This is a genomic window from Pseudomonas sp. SJZ080 (genome assembly GCF_007828295.1).
Taxonomy (GTDB): domain Bacteria; phylum Pseudomonadota; class Gammaproteobacteria; order Pseudomonadales; family Pseudomonadaceae; genus Aquipseudomonas; species Aquipseudomonas migulae_A.
The window spans coordinates 43,560-66,754 of sequence record NZ_VIUK01000030.1 but is presented as its reverse complement, the minus strand read 5'-3'; the positions used below and the strand labels follow the sequence as shown (position 1 = coordinate 66,754).

23 protein-coding genes and 4 tRNA genes are annotated in these 23,195 nt (G+C 58.4%); 21 read left to right on the top strand and 6 right to left on the bottom strand.

Going from position 1 to position 23,195, the window contains the following annotated elements:
* Positions 1–44: 44 nt before the first annotated feature.
* Entirely contained in the window at positions 45–863 is an 819-nt protein-coding gene (locus FBY04_RS28275; protein ID WP_145318671.1) for a shikimate 5-dehydrogenase, read from the top strand.
* Between the two features lie 248 nt (positions 864–1,111).
* Positions 1,112–1,630, top strand: a complete 519-nt coding sequence (locus FBY04_RS28270) for a cupin domain-containing protein (protein WP_084319751.1) — start codon at positions 1,112–1,114, stop codon at positions 1,628–1,630.
* Between the two features lie 130 nt (positions 1,631–1,760).
* On the opposite strand, the gene FBY04_RS28265 is transcribed toward FBY04_RS28270, so the two are convergent.
* Positions 1,761–2,408, bottom strand: a complete 648-nt coding sequence (locus FBY04_RS28265; protein WP_084319752.1) for a YceH family protein — start codon at positions 2,406–2,408, stop codon at positions 1,761–1,763.
* Positions 2,409–2,719: 311 nt separating this feature from the next.
* Between FBY04_RS28265 and FBY04_RS28260 the strand changes: the two genes are divergently transcribed.
* The 5 genes from FBY04_RS28260 to FBY04_RS28240 are packed head-to-tail and all read left to right on the top strand — an operon-like array spanning position 2,720 to position 6,833.
* On the top strand, positions 2,720–3,697 hold the full coding sequence (locus tag FBY04_RS28260) for an NAD-dependent epimerase (RefSeq protein WP_084319753.1): 978 nt from the start codon (positions 2,720–2,722) through the stop codon (positions 3,695–3,697).
* Between the two features lie 46 nt (positions 3,698–3,743).
* The gene (locus FBY04_RS28255) at positions 3,744–4,484 is read left to right on the top strand and encodes a glycosyltransferase family 2 protein (protein WP_145318668.1); all 741 of its coding nucleotides are present in this window, start codon (positions 3,744–3,746) and stop codon (positions 4,482–4,484) included.
* Positions 4,481–4,759, top strand: coding sequence for a lipid-A-disaccharide synthase N-terminal domain-containing protein (locus FBY04_RS28250; protein ID WP_084319755.1), 279 nt, complete (start codon positions 4,481–4,483; stop codon positions 4,757–4,759). The genes FBY04_RS28255 and FBY04_RS28250 overlap by 4 nt, the downstream gene beginning before the upstream one ends.
* 3 nt (positions 4,760–4,762) lie before the next feature.
* Positions 4,763–6,283, top strand: coding sequence for a glycosyltransferase family 39 protein (locus FBY04_RS28245; protein WP_145318665.1), 1,521 nt, complete (start codon positions 4,763–4,765; stop codon positions 6,281–6,283).
* Between the two features lie 40 nt (positions 6,284–6,323).
* Complete coding sequence (locus tag FBY04_RS28240; RefSeq protein ID WP_084319757.1) at positions 6,324–6,833, top strand: DUF1993 family protein; 510 nt, start codon at positions 6,324–6,326, stop codon at positions 6,831–6,833.
* Positions 6,834–7,316: 483 nt separating this feature from the next.
* On the opposite strand, the gene sstT is transcribed toward FBY04_RS28240, so the two are convergent.
* Positions 7,317–8,549 (bottom strand): serine/threonine transporter SstT, encoded by a 1,233-nt coding sequence (sstT, locus tag FBY04_RS28230; protein WP_145318660.1) that lies wholly within the window; start codon positions 8,547–8,549, stop codon positions 7,317–7,319.
* A 279-nt stretch (positions 8,550–8,828) separates the two neighbouring features.
* On the opposite strand from sstT, the gene FBY04_RS28225 reads away from it, so the two are divergent.
* Complete coding sequence (locus tag FBY04_RS28225) at positions 8,829–9,983, top strand: MFS transporter (protein ID WP_145318656.1); 1,155 nt, start codon at positions 8,829–8,831, stop codon at positions 9,981–9,983.
* A 4-nt stretch (positions 9,984–9,987) separates the two neighbouring features.
* Here the strand turns inward: FBY04_RS28225 and nhaR are convergent, their stop codons facing one another.
* Complete coding sequence (gene nhaR / locus FBY04_RS28220; RefSeq protein ID WP_084319760.1) at positions 9,988–10,887, bottom strand: transcriptional activator NhaR; 900 nt, start codon at positions 10,885–10,887, stop codon at positions 9,988–9,990.
* A gap of 280 nt (positions 10,888–11,167) precedes the next feature.
* Here nhaR and FBY04_RS28215 point away from each other — a divergent pair, with 280 nt between their 5' ends.
* Positions 11,168–11,410, top strand: a complete 243-nt coding sequence (locus FBY04_RS28215; RefSeq protein WP_084319761.1) for a hypothetical protein — start codon at positions 11,168–11,170, stop codon at positions 11,408–11,410.
* A gap of 28 nt (positions 11,411–11,438) precedes the next feature.
* The gene (locus tag FBY04_RS28210; protein ID WP_145318653.1) at positions 11,439–12,188 is read left to right on the top strand and encodes a TerC family protein; all 750 of its coding nucleotides are present in this window, start codon (positions 11,439–11,441) and stop codon (positions 12,186–12,188) included.
* 79 nt (positions 12,189–12,267) lie between these two features.
* On the opposite strand, the gene FBY04_RS32490 is transcribed toward FBY04_RS28210, so the two are convergent.
* Positions 12,268–12,435, bottom strand: a complete 168-nt coding sequence (locus FBY04_RS32490) for a hypothetical protein (protein ID WP_167362933.1) — start codon at positions 12,433–12,435, stop codon at positions 12,268–12,270.
* 234 nt (positions 12,436–12,669) lie between these two features.
* On the opposite strand from FBY04_RS32490, the gene FBY04_RS28205 reads away from it, so the two are divergent.
* The 3 genes from FBY04_RS28205 to FBY04_RS28195 all read left to right on the top strand — a co-directional run bounded on the left by FBY04_RS28205 (position 12,670) and on the right by FBY04_RS28195 (position 13,867).
* Positions 12,670–13,329 carry a peptidase C39 family protein gene (locus FBY04_RS28205; protein WP_256667200.1) on the top strand — a complete coding sequence of 220 codons (660 nt, stop codon included), beginning with the start codon at positions 12,670–12,672 and terminating at the stop codon, positions 13,327–13,329.
* 96 nt (positions 13,330–13,425) lie between these two features.
* Entirely contained in the window at positions 13,426–13,632 is a 207-nt protein-coding gene (locus FBY04_RS28200) for a DUF6021 family protein (protein WP_084319763.1), read from the top strand.
* A 19-nt stretch (positions 13,633–13,651) separates the two neighbouring features.
* Positions 13,652–13,867, top strand: a complete 216-nt coding sequence (locus tag FBY04_RS28195) for a hypothetical protein (protein ID WP_084319764.1) — start codon at positions 13,652–13,654, stop codon at positions 13,865–13,867.
* Between the two features lie 52 nt (positions 13,868–13,919).
* Here the strand turns inward: FBY04_RS28195 and pbpG are convergent, their stop codons facing one another.
* Both pbpG and folD read right to left on the bottom strand, forming a co-directional pair.
* Positions 13,920–14,858 carry a D-alanyl-D-alanine endopeptidase gene (gene pbpG / locus FBY04_RS28190; protein ID WP_084319765.1) on the bottom strand — a complete coding sequence of 313 codons (939 nt, stop codon included), beginning with the start codon at positions 14,856–14,858 and terminating at the stop codon, positions 13,920–13,922.
* Between the two features lie 239 nt (positions 14,859–15,097).
* Positions 15,098–15,952 carry a bifunctional methylenetetrahydrofolate dehydrogenase/methenyltetrahydrofolate cyclohydrolase FolD gene (gene folD / locus FBY04_RS28185; protein ID WP_084319766.1) on the bottom strand — a complete coding sequence of 285 codons (855 nt, stop codon included), beginning with the start codon at positions 15,950–15,952 and terminating at the stop codon, positions 15,098–15,100.
* 275 nt (positions 15,953–16,227) lie between these two features.
* Here folD and FBY04_RS28180 point away from each other — a divergent pair.
* The 8 genes from FBY04_RS28180 (at position 16,228) to lon (ending at position 23,178) form a co-directional block, all read left to right on the top strand.
* Positions 16,228–16,304: transfer RNA gene (locus tag FBY04_RS28180), tRNA-Arg, on the top strand.
* Positions 16,305–16,336: 32 nt separating this feature from the next.
* A tRNA-His gene (locus FBY04_RS28175) sits at positions 16,337–16,412 on the top strand.
* Between the two features lie 54 nt (positions 16,413–16,466).
* A tRNA-Leu gene (locus FBY04_RS28170) sits at positions 16,467–16,551 on the top strand.
* 78 nt (positions 16,552–16,629) lie between these two features.
* A tRNA-His gene (locus tag FBY04_RS28165) sits at positions 16,630–16,705 on the top strand.
* Between the two features lie 400 nt (positions 16,706–17,105).
* Positions 17,106–18,416: a trigger factor gene (tig, locus tag FBY04_RS28160; protein WP_084319767.1), complete on the top strand. Its 1,311-nt coding sequence runs from the start codon at positions 17,106–17,108 to the stop codon at positions 18,414–18,416.
* Between the two features lie 93 nt (positions 18,417–18,509).
* The gene (clpP, locus tag FBY04_RS28155; protein ID WP_008034105.1) at positions 18,510–19,145 is read left to right on the top strand and encodes an ATP-dependent Clp endopeptidase proteolytic subunit ClpP; all 636 of its coding nucleotides are present in this window, start codon (positions 18,510–18,512) and stop codon (positions 19,143–19,145) included.
* A 112-nt stretch (positions 19,146–19,257) separates the two neighbouring features.
* Positions 19,258–20,541, top strand: a complete 1,284-nt coding sequence (gene clpX / locus FBY04_RS28150; RefSeq protein ID WP_145318649.1) for an ATP-dependent Clp protease ATP-binding subunit ClpX — start codon at positions 19,258–19,260, stop codon at positions 20,539–20,541.
* A 240-nt stretch (positions 20,542–20,781) separates the two neighbouring features.
* Positions 20,782–23,178, top strand: a complete 2,397-nt coding sequence (lon, locus tag FBY04_RS28145) for an endopeptidase La (protein WP_084319771.1) — start codon at positions 20,782–20,784, stop codon at positions 23,176–23,178.
* Positions 23,179–23,195: the final 17 nt, after the last annotated feature.

Here is a 23,195-nt window from a genome sequence, read left to right as displayed (position 1 = left end):
GCTAATCCCGTCCATCTGAAAGTGCTATTGAAAGGAGATTTTTCATGCAGATGAACCCCAACAAAGACACCCAGCTGTGCATGTCCCTGTCGGGGCGCCCAGGGAACTTTGGCCTGCGATTTCACAATCATCTGTACGAACAGTTGGGTCTGAATTTCTACTACAAGGCCTTTCGCAGCCAGGATTTGACTGGCGCCGTCGCCGGTATTCGAGCATTGGGCATTCGCGGTTGTGGCGTATCGATGCCGTTCAAGGAAGCGTGCATTGCGCTGGTCGATGAACTGGACGCGTCCGCCGCCGCCATTCAATCGATCAACACCATCGTCAACACCGACGGCCACCTCAAGGCTTACAACACCGATTACATCGCCATCGCTCAATTGCTGGAAACCCATCAGGTGCCCAAGGAATCGACTTTTGCCCTGCGTGGCAGCGGCGGCATGGCCAAGGCCGTGGCGAGCGCCTTGCGCGATGGCGGGTACAAAAACGGCCTGATTGTCGCCCGTAACGAGCGCGCCGGACGTGCCCTGGCGGAGCCACTGGGCTATGAATGGCAAGCCGAGCTGGGCACCCGGCGGCCGCAGATGCTGATCAACGTCACGCCGATCGGCATGACTGGAGGGCCTGAGGCCGATCAACTGGCCTTTGACGCCGACGTCATTGCTGCTGCGCAGACTGTCTTCGATGTGGTGGCGATCCCCTCGGAAACGCCGCTGATCGTGCGCGGTCGCGCCGAAGGCAAGCGAGTGATCACCGGGCTGGAGGTGATCGCGATCCAGGCGCTGGAGCAGTTTGTGCTTTATACCGGGGTGCGTCCGACGCAGGAGCAGTTCCAGAAAGCGGTGGAGTTTGCCCGCAGCTGAGGCCTGCCTTCCGTTATTGGTTGGCTGTGCCGGCCCCTTCGTCGGAACGCCGCCCGGAGCAAGCCCGCTCCCACAGGATTCTGGTCGATCACAAAGTTCGTGTTCGACACCGATCTCTGTGGGAGCGGGCTTGCTCGCGATGGGCGCAACTCGGTCTCCAGTCGGTCGCAGCAGTTTCCCTGCCTATACTTCCCCATCAGCAAGCCAAGACCTGCCCATCACAAACAAAACCGTGAACGAGGTTTCCCATGCATCCCGCCATCCTCAACCTCAATCAGGTCGAACTCGAACCGCTGCCCGAAGCCCTGGCGCCGACCGGTGAAACGGCTGGCCGCTATCAACAGCGGATGGCTCGCGTCGGTCAGCAACTGGGTGCGCAAAAACTTGGCTATCGCTTGTACGTGCTGGAACCGGGGATGCGTGGCAGTCCTTTTCACAGCCATCGGGTCAATGAGGAAATGTTTTACGTGGTGGCCGGGGAAGGGGAGATCCGTCTCGGCGCCGAGCGTTTTCCCATCCGTGCCGGTGACGTGATCGCCTGCCCGCCGGGCGGTCCGGAAGCGGCGCACCAGATCATCAACACCAGCGCCAGCGAGCTGCGCTACCTGGCAGTCAGCACTCAGCAATCGCCGGAAATTTGCGAGTATCCGGACTCCGGCAAATACGCGGTGATGGACGACTTCAAGGTCGATGCCCAGGGCAATGCGTCGGGCTTCGTCGCCGTCGCCAGACAGGCTGATGGTGTGGATTACTGGGACGGCGAGTAATGACCAACACCACCTGTCTAATGTGGGAGCGGGCTTGCTCGCGAAAGCGGTGGGTCCTTCGCCACAAGTGTTTACTGACCCACCGTCTTCGCGAGCAAGCCCGCTCCCACATTTAGATCTGTGTCGCTGGTTACTCGAGGCGTGCCAGTCGCTCTTCCAGCGCGGCAATGCGCGCTTCCAGCTCTTCGATCCGCTCCACGGAAACACCGCTGCCGGCACCACGTTCTACCGGATTCTGCCGCGCCGCGAGGATCGCTTCGATATCCGCCGGATCACCCAGCGCATGCATATAACGGTCCTCACGTTGCCCGGCTTGACGCGGAATCAGTAACGCCAGACCGCGAGCAATCAACCGTTCAAGTTGATGCACAACCTGTTCGGCATCTTCGAATTCATGCATGCGGCCGCTGCGGGTCAGCAGTTCGTTGACCGTCTGCGGGCCGCGCAGAAACAGCAGCCCCGTCAGGATCACCTGCGCCGGCACCAGCTCCAGGGCCTTGTCGACCTTGTGTTCCCAGCGGTCGGCGCGGCTGCCCATCACCAGTTTGGTAAAACCGCGACCTTCGAGGGCGCGCAGGCTCTGGCCGACCTGGCCCTGGGTGAGGTTCATCACCGGTTCGCGGCTGGTTTTCTGGTTACAGGCAATCACCAGGGCGTTGAGGGTCAGCGGATAGGTTTCCGGGCTGGTGGCCTGTTTCTCGATCAACGAACCGAGAATGCGGATTTCCGTGCTGTTCAGGCGCGGCTCGTCGAAGGTCGTTTCTTGCTCAGTGCTCATGATGCTGCGTCCTTACCCCGGTTCATATTCTTCTCCTGCTGGCATGCACTTTAGATTGGCGTGCGCCAATGGCAACTGAATTCGTCGCGCCACCCTGGCAATGGTCATAAAAGCTACATCAATCCATAACGCTATTTTTACATTCTGGCGGGCACCGTATGCAGGGCCGCGAAATGACGGCCGCACCTGACAGGCGCGGCGTCAGAGCGTATCGACGACGTCACTGGCCTTATTGACTGCAACCTGGAGCAAGGCATGACGCTGACGTTGGGAACGACCCGTAATAATGCGCTGATCGGCGCGTACCTGCCATGACCGTGCTGGTCACCGGCGCCGCCGGTTTCATCGGTTTTCACACGGTCAGGCGCCTGTGTGAGCAAGGTCTTGAAGTGGTCGGCATCGACAATCTCAACGACTACTACAGCGTGGAGCTCAAACACGCCCGGCTCAACGAACTGCGTGCCTTGTCGGGTTTTCAGTTCCAGAGACTGGATATCGTCGACAAACCTGCCCTGATCGCGTTGTTCAAGGAGCACCGCTTCACCGAGGTTATCCACCTGGCCGCCCAGGCAGGCGTTCGCTACTCGCTGGACAACCCGGACGTGTATGCGCAATCGAACCTGACGGGGTTTCTGAATGTGCTGGAGGCCTGCCGACACCATCGCCCGGAGCATTTGATCTATGCCTCGAGCAGCTCGGTGTACGGCACCAACAGCAAAATGCCGTTCTGCGTCGAAGATGCCGTCGATCATCCGGTGTCGCTGTACGCCGCGACCAAACGTGCCAATGAGCTGATGGCCCACAGCTACTGCCATCTGTACGGAATCAAGGCCAGCGGCCTGCGGTTTTTTACCGTGTATGGACCTTGGGGCCGCCCCGACATGGCGCTGTTCAAGTTCACCGAAGCGATCCTCAACGACAAACCGATCGACCTCTACAACCAGGGCCTGATGTCGCGGGACTTCACCTACATCGACGACATCGTCGAAAGCATCGTACGTCTGCGTCCACGTCCGCCATTGCCGGAGGGCGCTGACGAGGGCGTGAACCGGATTTTCAATATCGGGCGTGGCACGCCGGTGGCGCTGCTGGATTTCGTCGATTGCCTGGAGTCGGCCCTGGACCGGCGAGCCCAACGCAATTTGCTGCCGATGCAGGCGGGCGAAGTGCTCAAGACCTGGGCAGACGTCTCGGCATTGGCGCAATGGGTCGATTTTCGTCCGCAAGTGACGGTCGAGGCCGGCGTTGCGCAATTCGTGAAGTGGTACCGCCACTTTTATCAGATTTGAAACGTCGGCCCTCGATCATAAGAAATCCAGGGAAACAGGGGCCTCTATGAGCCAAGACCTATTTGTATCCGTGCTGATTCCGGCCAAGAACGAAGCGAGCAATCTCCCCGCGCTGCTGGAAGAAATCCGCATTGCGCTGGCGGATGAAGCGTACGAAGTGATCGTTGTCGACGATGGCAGCACTGACGCCACGTTGCAGGCATTGCAACACACCCGGCACAGCGGCCTGAGCACGTTGCGCATCCTGCGGCACGAGCGTTCGCTGGGACAGAGCACTTCGCTCTACCATGCCGCGCTGGCCGCCCGGGGCCAATGGCTGGCCACACTCGATGGCGACGGTCAAAACGACCCCGCGGACATCCCCGGCATGCTGGCGCTGGTGCGCAGTGAGTCAGCCACCGCCGACCTGCAGTTGGTGGCCGGGCATCGGGTGAACCGCCGCGATACCGCGAGCAAGCGCTGGGCCTCGCGGTTTGCCAACGGTATACGCCGCCGCATGCTCAAGGACCAGACGCCGGACACCGGTTGCGGGCTGAAACTGATCCAGCGTGCGGCGTTTCTGCGTTTGCCGTATTTCGACCATATGCACCGCTACATTCCCGCGCTGATCCAGCGCCACAACGGTCGCATGATCACCCATCCGGTCAACCATCGATCGCGTACGGCCGGGGTGTCCAAATACGGCAACATTGACCGTGCGCTGGTCGGCATTCTCGACCTGATCGGCGTCTGGTGGCTGATCAGGCGCACGCGTTTGAACACCCACGCGCAGGAGATCGAAGGATGAACCTGTCCCGCGAAACCCTGTGGCTGGTGGTCGGTTTCAGTGGCCAGATCGCCTTTACCGGCCGCTTTGTCCTGCAGTGGCTGTACAGCGAATACAAAAAGCGCAGTGTGATTCCGGTGAGCTTCTGGTACCTGAGCATCATCGGCAGCGCGTTGTTGTTCGCCTACGCGGTTTACCGACAGGACCCGGTGTTCATCGCCGGGCAGGCGTTCGGCTCCATCGTTTACTTGCGCAACCTGCAATTGATTGCCCGCAGCAAAACCTTGAAGGACTGACCCATGCGCCGAACCCTGTCACCCGGCGTCGAATGCCTGGGGCTGATGTTGCTTGCTTTGTTGCTGGTCGGCGCAGGACTCGGTCTGCGCCAGCCGCAGAATGTGGACGAGGAGCGCTTCCTCGGCGTGGCGCTGGAGATGCTGCACAGCGGTTCGTGGCTGATTCCCCATCGCGCCGCGGAGATTTACGGCGATAAACCACCGATTTTCATGTGGACCGTGGCGTTTTTCACCTGGATCACCGGGATGCCCGCCATTGCCCTTTACATTCCGGGGTTGCTGTCCGCCACCTCGGTCACGGCCATGCTCTACGACCTGGGCCGCAGACTCTGGAACCGGCGTGCCGGTCGAACCGCGGCGCTGTTGTACCTGGCAACCTATCAGACCTACAGCATTCTGCGGACCGGCCAGATCGACAGTTTTCTGATTCTGTTCACCTCGCTGGGCCTGTACGGCCTGACCCGTCATCTGCTGCTCGGGCCTGCCTGGCGCTGGTTTTACGCTGGATGCGCCGCCATGGGGATCGGCGTGATCACCAAAGGGGTCGGCTTCGTGCCGGCGTTGATGCTGATTCCTTATGCCTACGCGGTGCGCAAAGGCTGGCCTGGCGTGGTGGCGATGCCGGGCGAGGCGCGCAAATGGTGGATGGGTTTTGTGGTGGTGCTGGGCGCCGTTGCCATCTGGCTGCTGCCCTTGGCGCTGTCCATCGCGCTCAATGGCGGCGCTGACGAAATCGCCTACGCGCGGGAAATCCTGCTGCGCCAGACGGCGGGGCGCTATGCCGCAGCCTGGGATCATCGCGAGCCGTTCTGGTACTTCTTCGTCAACGTGATTCCGCAATATTGGTTGCCGTTGGTGCTCGCGTTGCCGTGGCTGATTCCCGCCTGGCGCCGGCAATTGCGCAAGCGCGACGGTCGAGTGCTGGTGCTGCTGGGTTGGGTGGTGCTGGTCGTGCTTTTCTTCTGCCTGAGCAGCGGCAAGCGTAAGTTGTACATCTATCCGGCACTGCCGGGGCTGGTGCTGGTCGCCGCGCCGCTGATGCCGTGGCTGTTCAAGCGCTGGTTCCGTCGGCGTCTGCTCGGTTGGCGGATCTTCCAGGGGGTGGCCGTGGCCTGGTTTGCGCTGTGGTTTGCCCGCGGTTTCATCGAGCCGGTCAAGGACGGTGACAATCCCCACGAAGCGTTGATGGCGCAGGCGGCGGCCGTGACCCAGGGCGCCGATCTGGTGTTGGTCAACTGGCGCGAGGGGCATTGGTTGTTTGCAAGGCAACCGATCGTGCATTTCGGCATGGCCGGCTCAACCGTGGAGCAAGCAGCGCAATGGCTGCGCGAACATCCGCAGGCTTACGCGTTGGTGCCGGATGAACAACTCGGCCAGTGTTTCAATCAGCAGGCCGCCCGCGAGCTGGGCGAAACCTCCCGGGCGCAGTGGTCGATCGTCGGTGCCGATGCCGATAACGGCAATTGCCATCCTGGCCCGCCTGCCCATATCTATCGCTTCACCTGGGACCGTGCATCGCTATAATCGACCCCACGTTTCACACCTGTCACCACACGAGACTGCCATGACCATTTCCCTGTATGACGCTTCCGTTCCGGTTTTCAAACAAATGCTCACCGCCCTGAGCGACGTTCTGAACAAGGCCGAAGCCCACGCCACCGCCAAGAACATCGACCCGAACGCTTTCCTGCAAGCCCGTCTGTACCCGGACATGTTCCCGTTGGTGCGTCAGGTTCAGATCGCTGTGGATTTTGCCAAGGGTGTTTCTTCGCGTCTGGCCGAGATCGAAGTGCCGAAGTACGAAGACACTGAAACCACCTTCGCCGAGCTGCAAGCGCTGTTGACCAAGGTTCTGGCTTACATCGGCGAGATCAAGCCTGAGCAGATCAATGGCAAGGAAGGCATCGAGATCGTTACTCGTCCGGGCACGCCGAAAGAGAAGCGCTTCAGCGGCCAGGCTTACCTGTTGAGTTACGGCTTGCCGCAGTTCTTCTTCCACGTCACCACCGCTTATGCGCTGCTGCGTCACAACGGTGTGGAAGTGGGCAAGCGTGATTACATGGGCGCGTTCTAAACCGCCCCGGTACAAAAAAGCCCGCCAAGGTTTGCGCCTTGGCGGGCTTTTTGTTGGCCTTGCGGGAGTGAGCCTGCTCGCGAAGGCGGCCTGACAGCCGACCTGTTTCTATGATCGTACACATCCCCCTGTAGGAGCCGGCTTGCTGGCGATGGCGGTGGGTCATCCAACAAATTTATTGACTGGACGGACGCTATCGCCAGCAAGCCGGCTCCTACAGGGAATCGCGTTTGCTTTTGATTTTCACCACTCATCAGCCCGAGCGTTAGCTCGCCTTTCGCTTTTGATCTTGAGGTGCACGCCCCCTCACGAGAGGCCGGGCGCAGGTTCTGCGCAGTGGGCACCGCGGCAGGGATGCCGCGGTAGCCGCCCCCGGCCATGTATGGCCGATGGCGGCGGGCCCGCCGTAAGGGCGGAACCAATACCCGCCGTTACCGCAGAAACGGATATGCCCCCAATCCAAACAACCACCAACCCCCCCCATCACGCCAAGCGCTGAACCTTCTCTTCCTCACCCAAACAAGCCGCCGCCGTAAACAACACATCAGTCGAAGAATTCAACGCAGTCTCCGCCGAATCCTGCAACACCCCAATGATGAAACCCACCGCTACCACCTGCATGGCAATCTCGCTCGGAATGCCAAACAAGCTGCACGCCAATGGAATCAGCAACAACGATCCCCCCGCCACGCCCGAAGCGCCACAAGCACAGATCGCCGCAACGACGCTCAACAGAATGGCAGTCGGAATGTCCACCACAATACCCAGCGTATGCACAGCCGCCAACGTCAGCACGGTGATGGTAATCGCAGCCCCCGCCATGTTGATCGTCGCACCCAGCGGAATCGAAACCGAGTAAGTATCCTCATGCAGGCCCAGGCGTTTGCTCAACTCCAGATTGACCGGAATGTTCGCCGCCGAGCTGCGAGTAAAAAACGCCGTGATGCCGCTTTCACGCAAGCACATCATCACCAGCGGATACGGGTTGCGACGCAGCTTCCAGAACACGATCACCGGGTTCATCACCAGTGCCACAAACAGCATGCAACCCAGCAACACCGCCAGCAGATGCGCATAACCGATCAAGGCACCGAAACCGGAAGTGGCAAGGGTCGAAGCCACCAGGCCGAAAATCCCCAGCGGTGCAAAACGGATCACCAGACGCACGATCAGTGTCACGCCGTTAGACAAATCGCCGAGTACTTCTCGGGTGGTGTCACCGGCATGGCGAATGGCGATGCCCATGCCGATGGCCCACGCCAGAATGCCGATGAAGTTGGCATTCATCAGCGCGCTGACCGGGTTATCCACCACGCTCAGCAGCAGACTTTGCAGCACTTCACTGATACCGCCCGGCGCCGTCACCGCGACGTCATGGGTGGACAGCACCAGGCTCGACGGGAACATCATGCTGGCCACGACCGCGACCACCGCGGCGGCAAACGTGCCGAGCAGATACAGAAACAGAATCGGCCGGATGTGGGTTTCCTGGCCGTGCTTGTGGTTGGCGATCGACGCCATGACCAGCACGAATACCAGAATCGGCGCGACAGCTTTCAGCGCCGAGACGAACACTTTGCCGATGAACGCGGTGGACTTCGCCACCTCGGGCGCAACCAGCGCCAGGGCAATCCCGGCAAGCAGGCCGATGATGATTTGCGTAACCAGGCTCAAGCGTTTCAAGCGTTGCAATAGCGAAGGGGATGAAGCGGTCATAAAACGGCATCTCTGATTTTATTAGGTGCGGTGTGTCGCGACATCGCGTCCATTAAAGGGCGGATGAACAGGGTGTACGAATCGCAGGGCGCGGACTTTATCACAGCGTCGTCTGTATCCTTCAGACCTGTGACGATCTGCCACCCGCCTGTTAAACGTGAATGGCAGGTTCGTGCAACCGCGTTTGGAAACACTCTGTTAAGATTGCGCATCCTCATTTTCATCTCTGCCAGTGGGCCTTCGGGCTATCGCTGGTGTTGTCGTTTTCTGGAGTTCTGCATGCTGTTGCCCATCCTTCTGTTGTCCGCTGCCGGTTTCACGGTGCTGACCACGGAATTCGTCATCGTCGGCCTGTTGCCGGCGATTGCCCGCGACCTTGAAGTCACCATCGCGCAAGCGGGTTTGCTGGTGACCTTGTTCGCTTTCACCGTCGCCGCATTCGGGCCGTTCCTGACCGCGTACTTCGCCCGGTTCGAACGGCGCAAGCTATTCATCTCGGTGTTGATCATGTTCGGCCTGGCCAACACCCTCGCGGCATTTGCGCCGAACATTTGGGTGATGGCCGTTGCGCGCTTGATCCCCGCGCTCGGGCTGCCGGTGTTCTGGGCGCTGGCCAGCGAGACGGCGGTGGACATCGTCGGGCCTGATTACGCCGGGCGCGCAATCGCCAAGATTGGTTTCGGTATCGTCTGCGCCACGGTGTTTGGCATTCCGGTAGGCACGCTGATTTCCGATGCATTCGGTTGGCGCAGTGCCTTTGGCATTCTGGCGGTGATCGCGTTTGCCAAGGCGTTGTTGCTGTTTATCTACTTGCCGAAGACCAGCCTGCACCAGCATCAGGTGAGTTTCCGTTCACAGTTCAAGATCCTGCGCAGCCCGCTGATGATTGAGCACGTGTTGCTGTCGATCCTGGTGTTCAGCGGCATGTTCACCGCTTACACCTATCTGGCCGACATCCTTGAGCGGCTGGCCGGCTTCAATGGCACGGTGGTCGGCTGGTGCCTGATGGGCTTCGGCGCGGTCGGCCTGATCGGCAATTCGCTGGGCGGTCGTGCGGTGGATCGTCATCCGCTGATCGCTTCCGTGACGTTCTGCGCCTTCATGATTGCCGGCATGGTGGCGCTGGTGCCGAACATTCATTCGCCGCTGGGGCTGGCGGCGGCGATGGGGATCTGGGGTGTGACGCAGGCGGCGTTGTTCCTGGTCAGTCATGTGCGTTTGATGAAAGCAGCGCCTGAAGCGCCGGCCTTTGCCGCGTCGCTGAACATTGCCGGGGCCAACCTCGGGATTGGTCTGGGTGCGATGGTCGGTGGGCGCGTGATCGACAGCGTTGGCCTCGGCGGGCTTGGCTTTGCAGCGGCAGCATTTATCCTGGCTTCGATTCTGCTGGCCATGGCGCTGATGACCTTCAAACCCCGCGAAATCTGCGCCTGACCCTTCACATCGCGGTAAACAGCTCGCGTCGGGCACCTTCGGTAATCGCAACGATGCCGGGGTGCTTGACCTTGCGTTCCACCGAAATGGCGTAGAACGACTCGGTCACGGCATCGGTCTGGCCAATCAGCTCCACGCCGTACTGGTGTTTCACTTCATCGGCAATCACGCTCGGGCCGATGAAAATCCCGCTGCCGGATTGACCAAACGCCTGCATCAACGCGCTGTCGTCGAACTCGCCGACGATTCGTGGCTGGATCTGTTGCTCGGCAAACCAGCGCTGCAAGCGACTGCGCACCACGGTTTCCGGCCCCGGAATCAGCAACGGTGCGCCATGCAGGCTACGCGGAAAATCCTGCCCGTACTGCGCCGCGAGTTCAGCGGTGGCAAAGAAGCTGATCCCGCATTCCCCGAGTTTCTGGCTGTAGCCCTTGATGTCCAGGTGCGACGGCATCGGGCTGTCGGAGATCACCAGGTCGAGGCGCTGAATCGCCAGGTCGGCCAGCAAGCGTTCGAGTTTGTCCTCGCGACAGGTGATACGCAGCGGCTCGCTCAACTCCATGGTCGGCGCAATCAGGCGATAGACGATGGATTTGGGCACAACGTCGGCCACGCCGACCCGAAACAGAATCTGCTGCTCATTGGGCTGCGCCCGCAACATCAACTCCAGTTCACCGCCGAGCTGAAACATCTGCTCGGCGTAGGGCAGGGCCTGACGCCCGGCTTCGGTGAGTTCCAACTGTCGACCAACCCGGCGAAACAACTCGATCCCGTAGGTTTGTTCCAGCAGGGAAATCTGCCCGCTGATGGTCTGCGGTGTCAGGTTCAGCTGCTCGCAGGCGCGCACGATGCTGCCGGTCTTGGCCACCACCCAGAAGTAATGCAGTTGTCGATAGTTGAGCATGTTGCTGAAACCCCCTGTTCACCTCATGCGTAGGAACTGTCGAGTGAAACGAGGCTGCGATCTTTTGACGTTGCTTTTAAAGCGCAAAATCAAAAGATCGCAGCCTCGTTTCACTCGACAGCTCCTACGGGCGCCCCGTTGCACGTTTGAGGCTGGATTCGTTAAAACCGAAGTATAACCGCCAAAAATACGAATTTTCCTGAAGTGTTAGCCTCCCTAGAATGCCTCGCTATCAACGGGCCATCGTTTCGGCCCGTTCTGTTCTATCGAGGAAAGCATCATGAAGCTTACAACCACGGCACTGCTGATCGCGTCTTTACTGGTATTGGCCGGTTGCGACCAGGCCGAAAAAAGCGCTCAGCAACTGATGGGCAAGGCCGCCGAAACCGCCAAACAAGCGATCGACGATACCCACAAAGCGGCCGAGCAAGCGATCAGCGATGCCACCGGCGGGTTGATCAGCAAGAAAGAACCATCGGCCGAAGATAAAGAGAAATCCGAATCTTCGTCCCAGGAAATCTAAACCGTCTTAAACGAGTCAGGACTGACCCATGGAATACCTTTTAGAACTTGCTGCAAGCCCCACCGCCTGGGTCGCCCTGGCTACGCTGGTGGTGATGGAAATCGTGCTCGGCATCGACAACCTGATCTTCATCTCGATCCTGACCAATAAACTGCCCGAACAGCATCGGCAGAAAGCGCGGCGCATTGGTATCGGCATGGCGCTGATCCTGCGACTGGCACTGCTGAGCACCATCGCGTTCATCGTCCAGCTGACTGAGCCTGTGATCGAGATCCTCGGCCACGCGTTCTCCTGGAAGGACATGATCCTGATCGCCGGCGGCCTGTTCCTGTTGTGGAAGGCGACCACCGAGATTCATCACAGCATGGACCCGGCACCGGACGATCCGAAGTCGGCGACTTCGACCGTGACCCTGGGCTTTGCCGCCGCCATCGGTCAGATCCTGATGCTGGACATGGTGTTCTCCATCGACGGCATCATTACCGCTGTCGGCATGACCGAGCATTTGCCGATCATGATCATCGCGGTGGTGGTGTCGGTACTGGTGATGTTGCTGGCCGCTGACCCGTTGGCCAAATTCATCAACGACAACCCGACGGTGGTGATGCTGGCGCTGGGCTTCCTGATCATGATCGGCATGACGCTGATCGCTGAAGGCTTTGGCGCCCACGTACCTAAAGGCTACGTCTACGCGGCCATGGCGTTCTCGGCCACGATCGAGGGCTTGAACATGATGTCCCGGCGGGCAAAGCAGAAGCGCATCGCCGCTGAAGCGTAACCTGCGTTAAACAAAAGGCCGCCTGCGCTCGAAAGAGCCCAGGCGGCCTTTTTTGTTCGGGATTTTTTGTATGCGTCGGTCAATGAGCCGTCGCGTGGCGTGAAACCGATTTATCGGCCTTGGTTATCCGAACGGGCGGAGCAGGGTGATGGTGTCGGCGCGTAATCCGCAACACGCCCCACAACATGGCAGCGGCAACGGCCAGCCAGCCGGAAATCAACATCACTATGGTCATTGTCAGGCTCATCGGTGCCTCCTCTTTGCCCTGCTGCGGGCACACACTCTGTGCAAGTGACAGTCTAGTCGCTGCCGTGTTTCAGGCTATTGACCAAAGGTCGTCTGTCACCAACCAGTTCGCTCTATCGAATGCATTCGACTGCCGGTTAAGGCTATACCGCTGCCGCGTGGCGTCCTATGATCGATGGCCAAGCCGGGAGCACGATGACGGCGTCTGAACAAAAGAGTGATGAGGGTGCGGGGAATGTCGCGAATTCGAATGGCAGCACTGATTGCCGGTTGTGTTGCGGGTCTGGCTGGCTGTGCGGGAAGCGTTGCGCCGGAGGTCAAGCGGCTGCCGGAACGGGTAGAGCTCAGCGGCACGTTCTACCGCGGGCAAGACTATCAAAGCGGGCCGCAGGTCCTGGCGAGCATGCTGTCGCAGCAGGGCGTGGTGATCACGCCGGGGTTACTCGAAAAACCTCTGCACGTTCCCGGTGCCGAAGCGCAATTGCAGCAGAACATGCAGAACCTCGCCCGCGAGTACGGCATGGTCGTTTATCCCCTCGACAGCAATCTGCCTGCGCTGCTGACCCAGGTTGCGGCGGGTTATCCGGTGATGGTGCGCTTCACCGAAGGCTCGGCATTCTGGGCAGAACCGCGTTACGCGATTCTCGCCGGGTACAACCGTCAGAAACAGACCGTGCTACTGCGCGCCGGGATGAATCGTCGGGAATTGATGGGCTTCGGTTCGTTCGAGTCGGCTTTCAAGGACGCCGGTGGTTGGGCGGTGCTGATCCAGAAGCCGAACCAGATTCCGGCCAATGTCGATCAGCAACGCTGGTTGAAAGCAGCGAGTGACCTGGCTCAGGCCGGTCAGGAGCAAGCGGCAGCCCGTGCGAAGAAGGCGCTGGGCGCTCAGTAGGTTTCCGTTCGTCATCTGCATTGCACTGCTGCGCGCGGTTGGCCTCTGAAGGATAAGGACCCGGATTTTTCCCGGGTCAGTTCCAAGGAGGCGTTCATGACCAATCCCACTGCACCCACCGGCCCGCACTCGTCTGAGCATTCATCAGGCGACGAGTTGGGTTTTGATCCCGATTCGCCGGACCTCGCCGATCCTCAGGTCGACCCCATCGGACCTGCCAAGGCGCCCATGGACATAAAACCGGGCGAGGATACCAAGGCCCCCGCGAAGCCTTACGACCCGCTGGCAAATCTGAAACCCTGACGTTCAGTGTGAGGTGTGTATGTCTACTGATTCGAGTTTTGACGACAAACGTCCGGACAGCGTCCCAACCACCCCCGAAGATGACATTGATCCGGTGATGGATCCCGACAGCCCGATGCGCGACCCGTTGGCCAGGCCCGTGGTGGTGCCGACCGAACATCCGCAGGACAGGAGGGATCCGAGTGCCGGCGATGGCATTCCGGATGACGACCAGATGCCGCTGCCCAATGATTAACGCTGGACGAAAAAAAGCCCCGAAATGATCGGGGCTTTTGCTTTCTGCGCCGTTATTTGGAGGCTTCAACCACACCGCTCTGGCGGTGCTTGAGGTTCTTATCCGATTTGTATTGCAAGGCCACGGACGGAACGTCGGCGCTCTTGCCGGTCTCGACCCAATTGCGAATGCGACTGGCATCAGCAAAGTGCGTGTACTTGCCGAAGGCGTCGAGAATCACCAGCGCCATCGGGCGATTGCCCATGCTGGTCACCAGCACCAGGCAGTGACCTGCTTCATTGGTGAAACCGGTTTTCGTCAGCTTGATGTCCCAGTTAGGCTTGCCGACCAAATGATCGGTGTTGCGAAAACCCAGGCTGTAATTGGGTTTGCGGAACGACACGGTTTTTTCCTTGGTGGTGCTCAACTCGGTCAACAACGGGTACTTGTGCGCGGCGATCAGCAATTTGCTCAGGTCGCGGGCGGTAGAGACGTTACGAGGGGAGAGGCCGGTCGGCTCCACGAAGTGGGTGCTGGTCATGCCCAGCGCCTTGGCCTTGGCGTTCATCGCGGCAATGAATGCAACATAGCCGCCCGGATAGTGATGGGCCAGGCTCGCGGCTGCGCGGTTTTCCGAGGACATCAGGGCGATCAGCAGCATTTCCCTGCGCGGCAATTCGCTCTTGAGTTTCACCCTGGAAAATACGCCTTTCATTTCTGGCGTATCGCTGATGTTGATATTGATGTACTCGTCCATGTTCTGCCTGGCTTCGACCACGACAAGGCCGGTCATCAATTTGCTGACGGACGCGATAGGGACAACCACATCGGGGTTGCTGGCATAAATGACCTTGTTGGTCTGCATATCCAGCAGCAAAGAGCTGCCGGAAGCCAGCTTGAGTTGTTTCGTGTCTCGAGGTGCCGCGGTGGTATCAGCGGCATTGATCGTTGGCGTGATGAACGTCCCTGTAAATGCAAAAAATAGGCTCAGGATGGAAAGACGGATTTTCACGCTGGCAGACTCATAAGGTGTGGATTAGCCGTTCTGTAACGGGTTGTTTCTTGAAAACCGACGCATTTTAGGAGTATGGCTGAAGAACTGTCGATGGTTGTTCAATCAACAGATGAAAGTCCTTGAAAGGCCCTACAAAACAGCAGGTTTCCGGCGAATGGTAGTGGCCGTTCAGCGGGCAAAAAGAACCCCGCCATTGGCGGGGTTGTTTTGTTCGTCGCTGACGCTCAAGCGTGAACTCAGCTGTGCAGCGTTTCCGCTGCGTACAGCGTGTTTTCCAGCAGGCAGGCGCGGGTCATCGGGCCCACGCCGCCCGGCACCGGCGTGATCCAGCCGGCGCGGGGCAGGGCGGTTTCGTAGATCACGTCGCCGACCAGTTTGCCGTCTTCCTGACGGTTGATGCCGACGTCGATCACGATGGCGCCTTCCTTGATCCACTCACCCTTGACCAGGCCCGGCTTGCCGGCGGCCACCACCACCAGGTCGGCGCGACCGACGTGGCCTGCCAGATCCTTGGTGAAACGGTGGGCGACGGTCACGGTGCAACCGGCCAGCAGCAGTTCCATCGCCATCGGGCGCCCAACAATGTTGGAGGCGCCGACAACCACTGCGTCCATCCCGTAGAGATCGGCGCCGGTGCTTTCCAGCAGCGTCATGATCCCTTTGGGTGTGCACGGGCGCAGCAGCGGAATACGCTGGGCGAGACGGCCCACGTTATAAGGATGGAAACCGTCGACGTCTTTGTCCGGACGGATGCGTTCCAGCAATCTGGATGCGTCCAGGTGTTCAGGCAAAGGCAGCTGAAGCAGGACGCCGTCGATTGCCGGGTCGTCGTTCAGGCGATCGATCAGATCGGTCAGTGCTTCCTGAGTGGTTTCGGAAGGCAGGTCGTAGGCTTGGGAAATGAAGCCGACCTCTTCACAGTCTTTACGCTTGTGCGAGACATAAACCTGAGAGGCAGGATCGCTGCCGACCAGGATCACCGCGAGGCCCGGCGTGCGCAGGCCTTGCTCGCGACGCTCGGTCACTCGTTTGGCGATCTGCTGGCGCAGGCTGGCGGCGATCGATTTGCCGTCGATTAGTTGTGCAGTCATTGCGCGTGATTAACCATCGAGAGGGGAAAAAAAGAGAACGCATTCTCGCATGTCATGAGGTGAGGGCAAAGGCGCTTGGTCTGTAAATTCCCCTAACCCCTTTAATTAAATGAATTTTTTATAAAAAGGATTTGACGCCCCCCCGGGGGCTCTATACTATTCGTCGCACTTGTCGGGCACAGCCTAGCACTGGTTAAGAAGGCTGCGCGGAATTACGGTTCTGCAAAGCTGAAAAGCACTTAGTTTGTAGTCCTCCAAGAGTACAGATTAATAAGGCGCCCGTAGCTCAGCTGGATAGAGCATCCGCCTTCTAAGCGGATGGTCGCAGGTTCGAGTCCTGCCGGGTGCGCCATTAGGCAGCATTGGCACAAGTAGCGCGATATGGTGGGCGTAGCTCAGTTGGTAGAGCACGGGATTGTGACTCCCGTTGTCGTGGGTTCGATCCCCATCGTCCACCCCATATTTCGAAAGGCGCCAGATTAACAGTCTGGCGCCTTTGCTTTAACGGCTACACGCGGATGTGGTGGAATTGGTAGACACACTGGATTTAGGTTCCAGCGCCGCGAGGCGTAAGAGTTCGAGTCTCTTCATCCGCACCAAATAAAGCTTCACTCATGCCGGTTGGTCTGGTTGGGGCTCGACAGAGAAGTTGTTTGGCTTCTTTGTTACGCAATATGGTGGGCGTAGCTCAGTTGGTAGAGCACGGGATTGTGACTCCCGTTGTCGTGGGTTCGATCCCCATCGTCCACCCCATATTTCGAAAGGCGCCAGATTTAACAGTCTGGCGCCTTTTTTGTTTCAGTGTTTTGAATATCGGCGGCTGCGGTTCAGGGTCGCGAGGGCAGGGCGTTTCGTCGTATTTATGTTTCTCGATGATGCTGCGCTGCCCGCCGGCCTTGCGTGCAAGGTTGGCTGTCAGGGTGATGATCGGCAACCGCTTCTATATATAGAAGGGTTGGCGCAGAGCCTTGGCGTGATGGGTTGTATTTGCCACCGGGGCGAGACGCATTCGTGCATTCGTCCCTCTAAATTGCCTGCTGCGTTTTTACCCGTTTTCAGTAGGGTGACTTCTTGAGTTTGACCTACTAGAATGCATGCCCTTGATTCTGGGGTCGGAAACGGCCGGCCAACGTCTGTGCAACGAGGAATATCCATGCAAGTTTCTGTTGAAAATACTTCTGCTCTTGAGCGCCGCATGAGCATCACCGTGCCGGCTGAGCGCATCGAGACTCAGGTCAACAAGCGTCTGCAGCAGACCGCCCAAAAGGCCAAGATCGCTGGTTTCCGTCCAGGCAAAGTGCCGATGAGCGAAATCAAGCGCCGTTTTGGTGCTGATGCACGTCAGGAAGCTGTCGGCGACGTCATCCAGTCCTCGTTTTACGAAGCTGTTGTCGAGCAGAAGCTGAACCCGGCTGGCGCTCCTTCGATCGAGCCGAAATCCCTGGAAGCTGGCAAAGACCTGGAATACGTCGCGATTTTCGAAGTGTTCCCTGAGTTCACCGTTGCCGGTTTCGAAGGCATCACCGTAGAGCGCCTGAGCGCTGACGTTGCTGACGCTGACCTGGACAAAATGCTGGACGTCCTGCGCAAGCAGAACACCCGTTTCGAAGTGGCCGATCGCGCTGCCCAGAACGACGACCAACTGAACATCGATTTCGTCGGCAAGGTCGACGGTGAAGTGTTCGCTGGCGGTTCCGCCAAAGGTACTCAGCTGGTTCTGGGTTCCGGTCGCATGATCCCTGGCTTCGAAGACGGTCTGGTTGGCGCTAAAGCCGGCGAAGAACGCGTTCTGAACCTGACTTTCCCGGCGGACTATCAGAACCTCGACCTGGCGGGCAAAACCGCTGAGTTCACTGTGACCGTGAACACTGTTTCCGAGCCAAAACTGCCAGAGCTGAACGAAGAATTCTTCGCTCAATTCGGCATCAAGGAAACCGGCCTGGAAGGCTTCCGCGCCGAAGTTCGCAAGAACATGGAGCGTGAACTGCGTCAGGCGATCAAATCCAAGGTCAAGAATCAGGTAATGGACGGTCTGCTGGCCACCAACCCGATCGAAGTGCCAAAGGCTCTGCTGTCCAACGAAGTTGACCGTCTGCGCGTGCAGGCTGTTCAGCAGTTCGGCGGCAACATCAAGCCTGACCAACTGCCGGCCGAGCTGTTCGAAGAACAAGCCAAGCGCCGCGTTGTACTGGGTCTGATCGTGGCTGAAGTGGTCAAGCAATTCGACCTCAAGCCTGACGAAGCCCGCGTTCGCGAAATGATTCAGGAAATGGCTTCGGCCTACCAAGAGCCTGAGCAGGTTGTGTCCTGGTACTACAAGAACGACCAGCAACTGAACGAAGTCCGTTCGGTTGTGCTGGAAGAACAAGTTGTGGATACTGTTCTGCAGAAAGCTAGCGTGACCGACAAGTCGGTCTCTTACGAAGAAGCAGTCAAGCCGGTAGAAGCTCCACAAGCCGACTGATCGTTTTTGCGATAAGAAGTACACACCATAAGCCAGCCTTCGTGCTGGCTTATGCGTATTCAAGACATAACTATTTGGGAGTGACTGCAGAGCATGTTCCGTAATTCGTATATTCAGCAGAACTCTGATATCCAGGCCGCAGGCGGCCTGGTCCCGATGGTTGTCGAGCAGTCTGCTCGTGGCGAGCGCGCCTACGACATTTACTCGCGTCTTCTCAAGGAGCGAGTGATCTTTCTGGTTGGTCCGGTAGAGGACTACATGGCCAACCTGATTTGTGCGCAACTGCTGTTCCTTGAAGCGGAAAACCCGGACAAGGACATCCATCTCTATATCAACTCCCCGGGCGGTTCGGTGACGGCGGGCATGTCGATCTACGACACCATGCAGTTCATCAAGCCAAACGTGTCGACCACCTGTATCGGTCAGGCCTGCAGCATGGGCGCATTCCTGCTGACCGCCGGTGCCCCTGGCAAGCGTTACTGCCTGCCGAACTCGCGCGTGATGATTCACCAGCCACTGGGCGGTTTCCAGGGGCAGGCGTCGGATATCGAAATCCATGCCAAGGAAATCCTCTTCATCCGTGAGCGTCTCAACACGCTGATGGCCAAGCATAGCGGCCGCACTCTTGAAGAAATCGAGCGCGATACCAACCGCGATAACTTCATGAGTGCAGAAGCCGCGCGTGAGTACGGGTTGATCGATGAAGTGATCACCCAGCGCCCTGCTTAAAAATAAGCAGCTCAAATAAGGCGGGTCGGCTGGTCCGATCACCAGCGGGCTTGAAAAAGCCCGCAATAGCCTTCATCTTGTGTTGCAAGCCTATCGGATTTGGATCGAACGAATGACTGACACCCGCAACGGCGAGGACAACGGCAAGCTGCTCTATTGCTCCTTCTGTGGCAAAAGCCAGCATGAAGTACGCAAATTGATTGCCGGCCCCTCGGTCTTTATCTGCGACGAGTGCGTCGACCTGTGCAATGACATCATCCGAGAGGAGGTGCAGGAAGCCCAGGCCGAAAGCAGCGCGCATAAATTGCCTTCGCCTAAAGAAATCAGCGGCATCCTTGATCAGTACGTGATTGGTCAGGAGCGTGCGAAAAAGGTTCTGGCCGTAGCGGTGTACAACCACTACAAGCGTCTGAACCAGCGTGACAAAAAGAATGACGACGTCGAACTCGGCAAAAGCAACATCTTGCTGATCGGCCCGACAGGCTCGGGTAAAACCCTGCTTGCCGAAACACTGGCCCGCTTGCTGAACGTTCCGTTCACCATTGCCGACGCAACCACCCTCACCGAGGCGGGTTACGTGGGTGAAGATGTCGAGAACATCATTCAGAAGCTGCTGCAGAAGTGCGATTACGACGTGGAAAAAGCCCAGATGGGCATTGTCTATATCGATGAGATCGACAAGATCTCGCGCAAGTCTGACAACCCGTCGATCACCCGGGACGTTTCCGGTGAAGGCGTGCAGCAGGCCCTGCTCAAGTTGATCGAAGGCACGGTCGCTTCCGTTCCGCCTCAAGGTGGTCGCAAGCATCCGCAGCAGGAATTCCTTCAGGTCGACACCCGCAACATCCTGTTCATCTGCGGTGGTGCGTTCTCCGGTCTGGAAAAGGTTATTCAAAACCGTTCCACCAAGGGTGGCATCGGTTTCGGCGCGGAAGTTCGCAGCAAGGAAGAAGGCAAGAAAGTCGGTGAATCCCTGCGTGAAGTCGAGCCTGACGATCTGGTCAAGTTCGGTCTGATCCCGGAATTCGTCGGTCGTCTGCCGGTCCTTGCCACGCTGGACGAGCTTGATGAAGCTGCATTGATGCAGATCCTCACCGAGCCGAAAAATGCTCTGACCAAGCAGTACGCCAAGTTGTTCGAGATGGAAGGCGTGGACCTGGAATTCCGGGCCGACGCGCTGAAATCGGTCGCCAAACGTGCCCTGGAACGCAAAACCGGTGCCCGTGGACTGCGCTCGATTCTCGAAGGTGTGTTGCTCGACACTATGTACGAAATCCCCTCGCAGTCCGAGGTGAGTAAAGTAGTGATCGATGAAAGCGTTATAGAAGGCAAGTCCAAGCCACTGTATATCTACGAAAACAGTGAGCCGGCTGCCAAGGCCGCGCCAGACGCTTAAGCGTCACGCAGCTGGAATAAAGAAGGGGCCTTCGGGCCCCTTTGCTTTTGTGGGTGCTGGCCTGCCGGGTCGCTGCACCTCGGCGCTGGCGGCCTGACAGCTGACCATTTTCTCAAGCTTCTTCAGGCGGCGATCTTTTACTGCCTTTATCCGCTTGTTTTTTTCTAAACAAGCCCCCATCTTGGTTTCAAGCTTACTTCCATCTGTTTACGGCCTTATGGCCGCCGTAGAGGCGAAATCATGAAGACAACCATCGAATTGCCTCTCCTGCCATTGCGTGATGTTGTGGTTTATCCGCACATGGTTATCCCGCTGTTCGTGGGGCGCGAGAAATCCATCGAAGCCCTCGAGGCTGCGATGACGGGCGACAAGCAGATCCTTCTGCTGGCTCAGAGAAACCCTGCTGACGACGATCCCGGTGAAGATGCACTCTATCGCGTAGGTACGATCGCTACCGTTCTTCAACTGCTCAAGCTGCCGGATGGCACGGTCAAGGTTCTGGTCGAAGGTGAGCAGCGCGGCGCCGTGGAGCGCTTCATTGAAGTGGACGGCCACTGTCGTGCCGAAGTCTCGTTGATCGATGAAGTCGACGCGCCTGAGCGCGAGTCGGAAGTGTTTGTCCGTAGCCTGCTGGCTCAGTTCGAACAATATGTGCAGCTGGGCAAGAAAGTCCCTGCAGAAGTCCTGTCGTCGCTCAACAGCATCGACGAGCCAGGCCGCCTGGTCGACACCATGGCCGCGCACATGGCCCTGAAGATCGAGCAGAAGCAGGAAATCCTCGAAATCATCGATTTGTCGGCCCGGGTCGAGCACGTCCTGGCGTTGCTGGATGCCGAAATCGATCTGCTGCAAGTCGAAAAACGCATTCGCGGCCGAGTCAAGAAACAAATGGAGCGCAGCCAGCGCGAGTACTACCTGAATGAGCAGATGAAGGCCATTCAGAAAGAGCTCGGCGACAGCGACGAAGGCCACAACGAAATCGAAGAGCTGAAAAAGCGCATCGATGCCGCCGGCCTGCCGAAAGATGCCTTGGCCAAGGCCCAGGGCGAACTGAACAAGCTGAAGCAAATGTCGCCAATGTCCGCGGAAGCGACCGTGGTGCGTTCGTACATCGACTGGCTGGTTCAGGTGCCGTGGAAGGCCCAGAGCAAAGTGCGCCTGGATCTGGCACGTGCAGAAGACATCCTCGACGCGGACCACTACGGTCTGGAAGAAGTCAAAGAGCGGATCCTCGAATACCTCGCCGTGCAGAAGCGCGTGAAGAAAATCCGTGGTCCGGTGTTGTGCCTGGTTGGCCCTCCGGGTGTGGGTAAAACCTCGCTGGCGGAGTCGATTGCTCACGCCACCAACCGCAAGTTCGTGCGCATGGCCCTCGGTGGCGTGCGTGATGAAGCGGAAATTCGTGGTCATCGCCGGACTTATATCGGTTCGATGCCAGGAAGATTGATTCAAAAGATGACAAAAGTGGGCGTCCGCAACCCGCTGTTCCTGCTCGATGAAATCGACAAAATGGGCAGCGACATGCGTGGCGATCCGGCGTCAGCGTTGCTGGAAGTGCTCGATCCGGAGCAGAACCACAATTTCAACGATCACTATCTGGAAGTCGACTACGACCTGTCCGATGTGATGTTCCTGTGCACCTCGAACTCCATGAACATTCCGCCGGCGCTGCTCGACCGGATGGAAGTGATTCGTCTGCCGGGCTACACGGAAGACGAGAAAATCAACATCGCCGTCAAATACCTTTCGCCGAAGCAGATTACGGCTAACGGTTTGAAGAAAGGCGAGCTGGAATTCGACGCTGAAGCGATCCGCGACATCATTCGCTACTACACCCGCGAAGCCGGTGTACGTGGGCTGGAGCGTCAGATTGCCAAGGTTTGCCGCAAGGCGGTCAAAGAACATGCGCTGGAAAAACGCTTCTCGGTGAAGGTCACTGCCGACATGCTGGAACACTTCCTGGGCGTGCGTAAATTCCGCTACGGCCTGGCTGAATCGCAGGATCAGATTGGCCAGGTGACCGGTCTGGCATGGACTCAGGTCGGCGGCGAATTGCTGACGATCGAAGCCGCTGTCGTGCCGGGTAAAGGTCAACTGATCAAGACCGGTTCGTTGGGCGACGTGATGGTCGAGTCCATTACCGCAGCCCTCACGGTTGTTCGCAGCCGCGCGAAGAGCCTGGGGATTCCCCTGGACTTCCACGAGAAGCGCGACACGCACATCCATATGCCGGAAGGGGCGACCCCTAAGGATGGCCCTAGCGCCGGTGTAGGCATGTGCACGGCCCTGGTATCGGCGTTGACCGGGATCCCGGTGCGCGCGGATGTCGCCATGACCGGCGAAATTACCTTGCGTGGTCAGGTTCTGGCGATTGGCGGTCTGAAAGAAAAACTGCTCGCGGCTCACCGCGGCGGAATCAAGACTGTGATCATTCCTGAAGAGAACGTACGCGATCTGAAGGAAATTCCGGACAATATCAAGCAGGATCTGCAGATTAAACCGGTTAAATGGATTGACGAGGTCCTGCAAATTGCGCTGCAATACGCGCCGGAGCCCTTACCCGATGTAGCTCCGGAGATAGTTGCAAAGGATGAAAAACGCGAGTCTGACTCTAAGGAAAGAATTAGCACGCATTAGTACGCATTTGCCTGGGT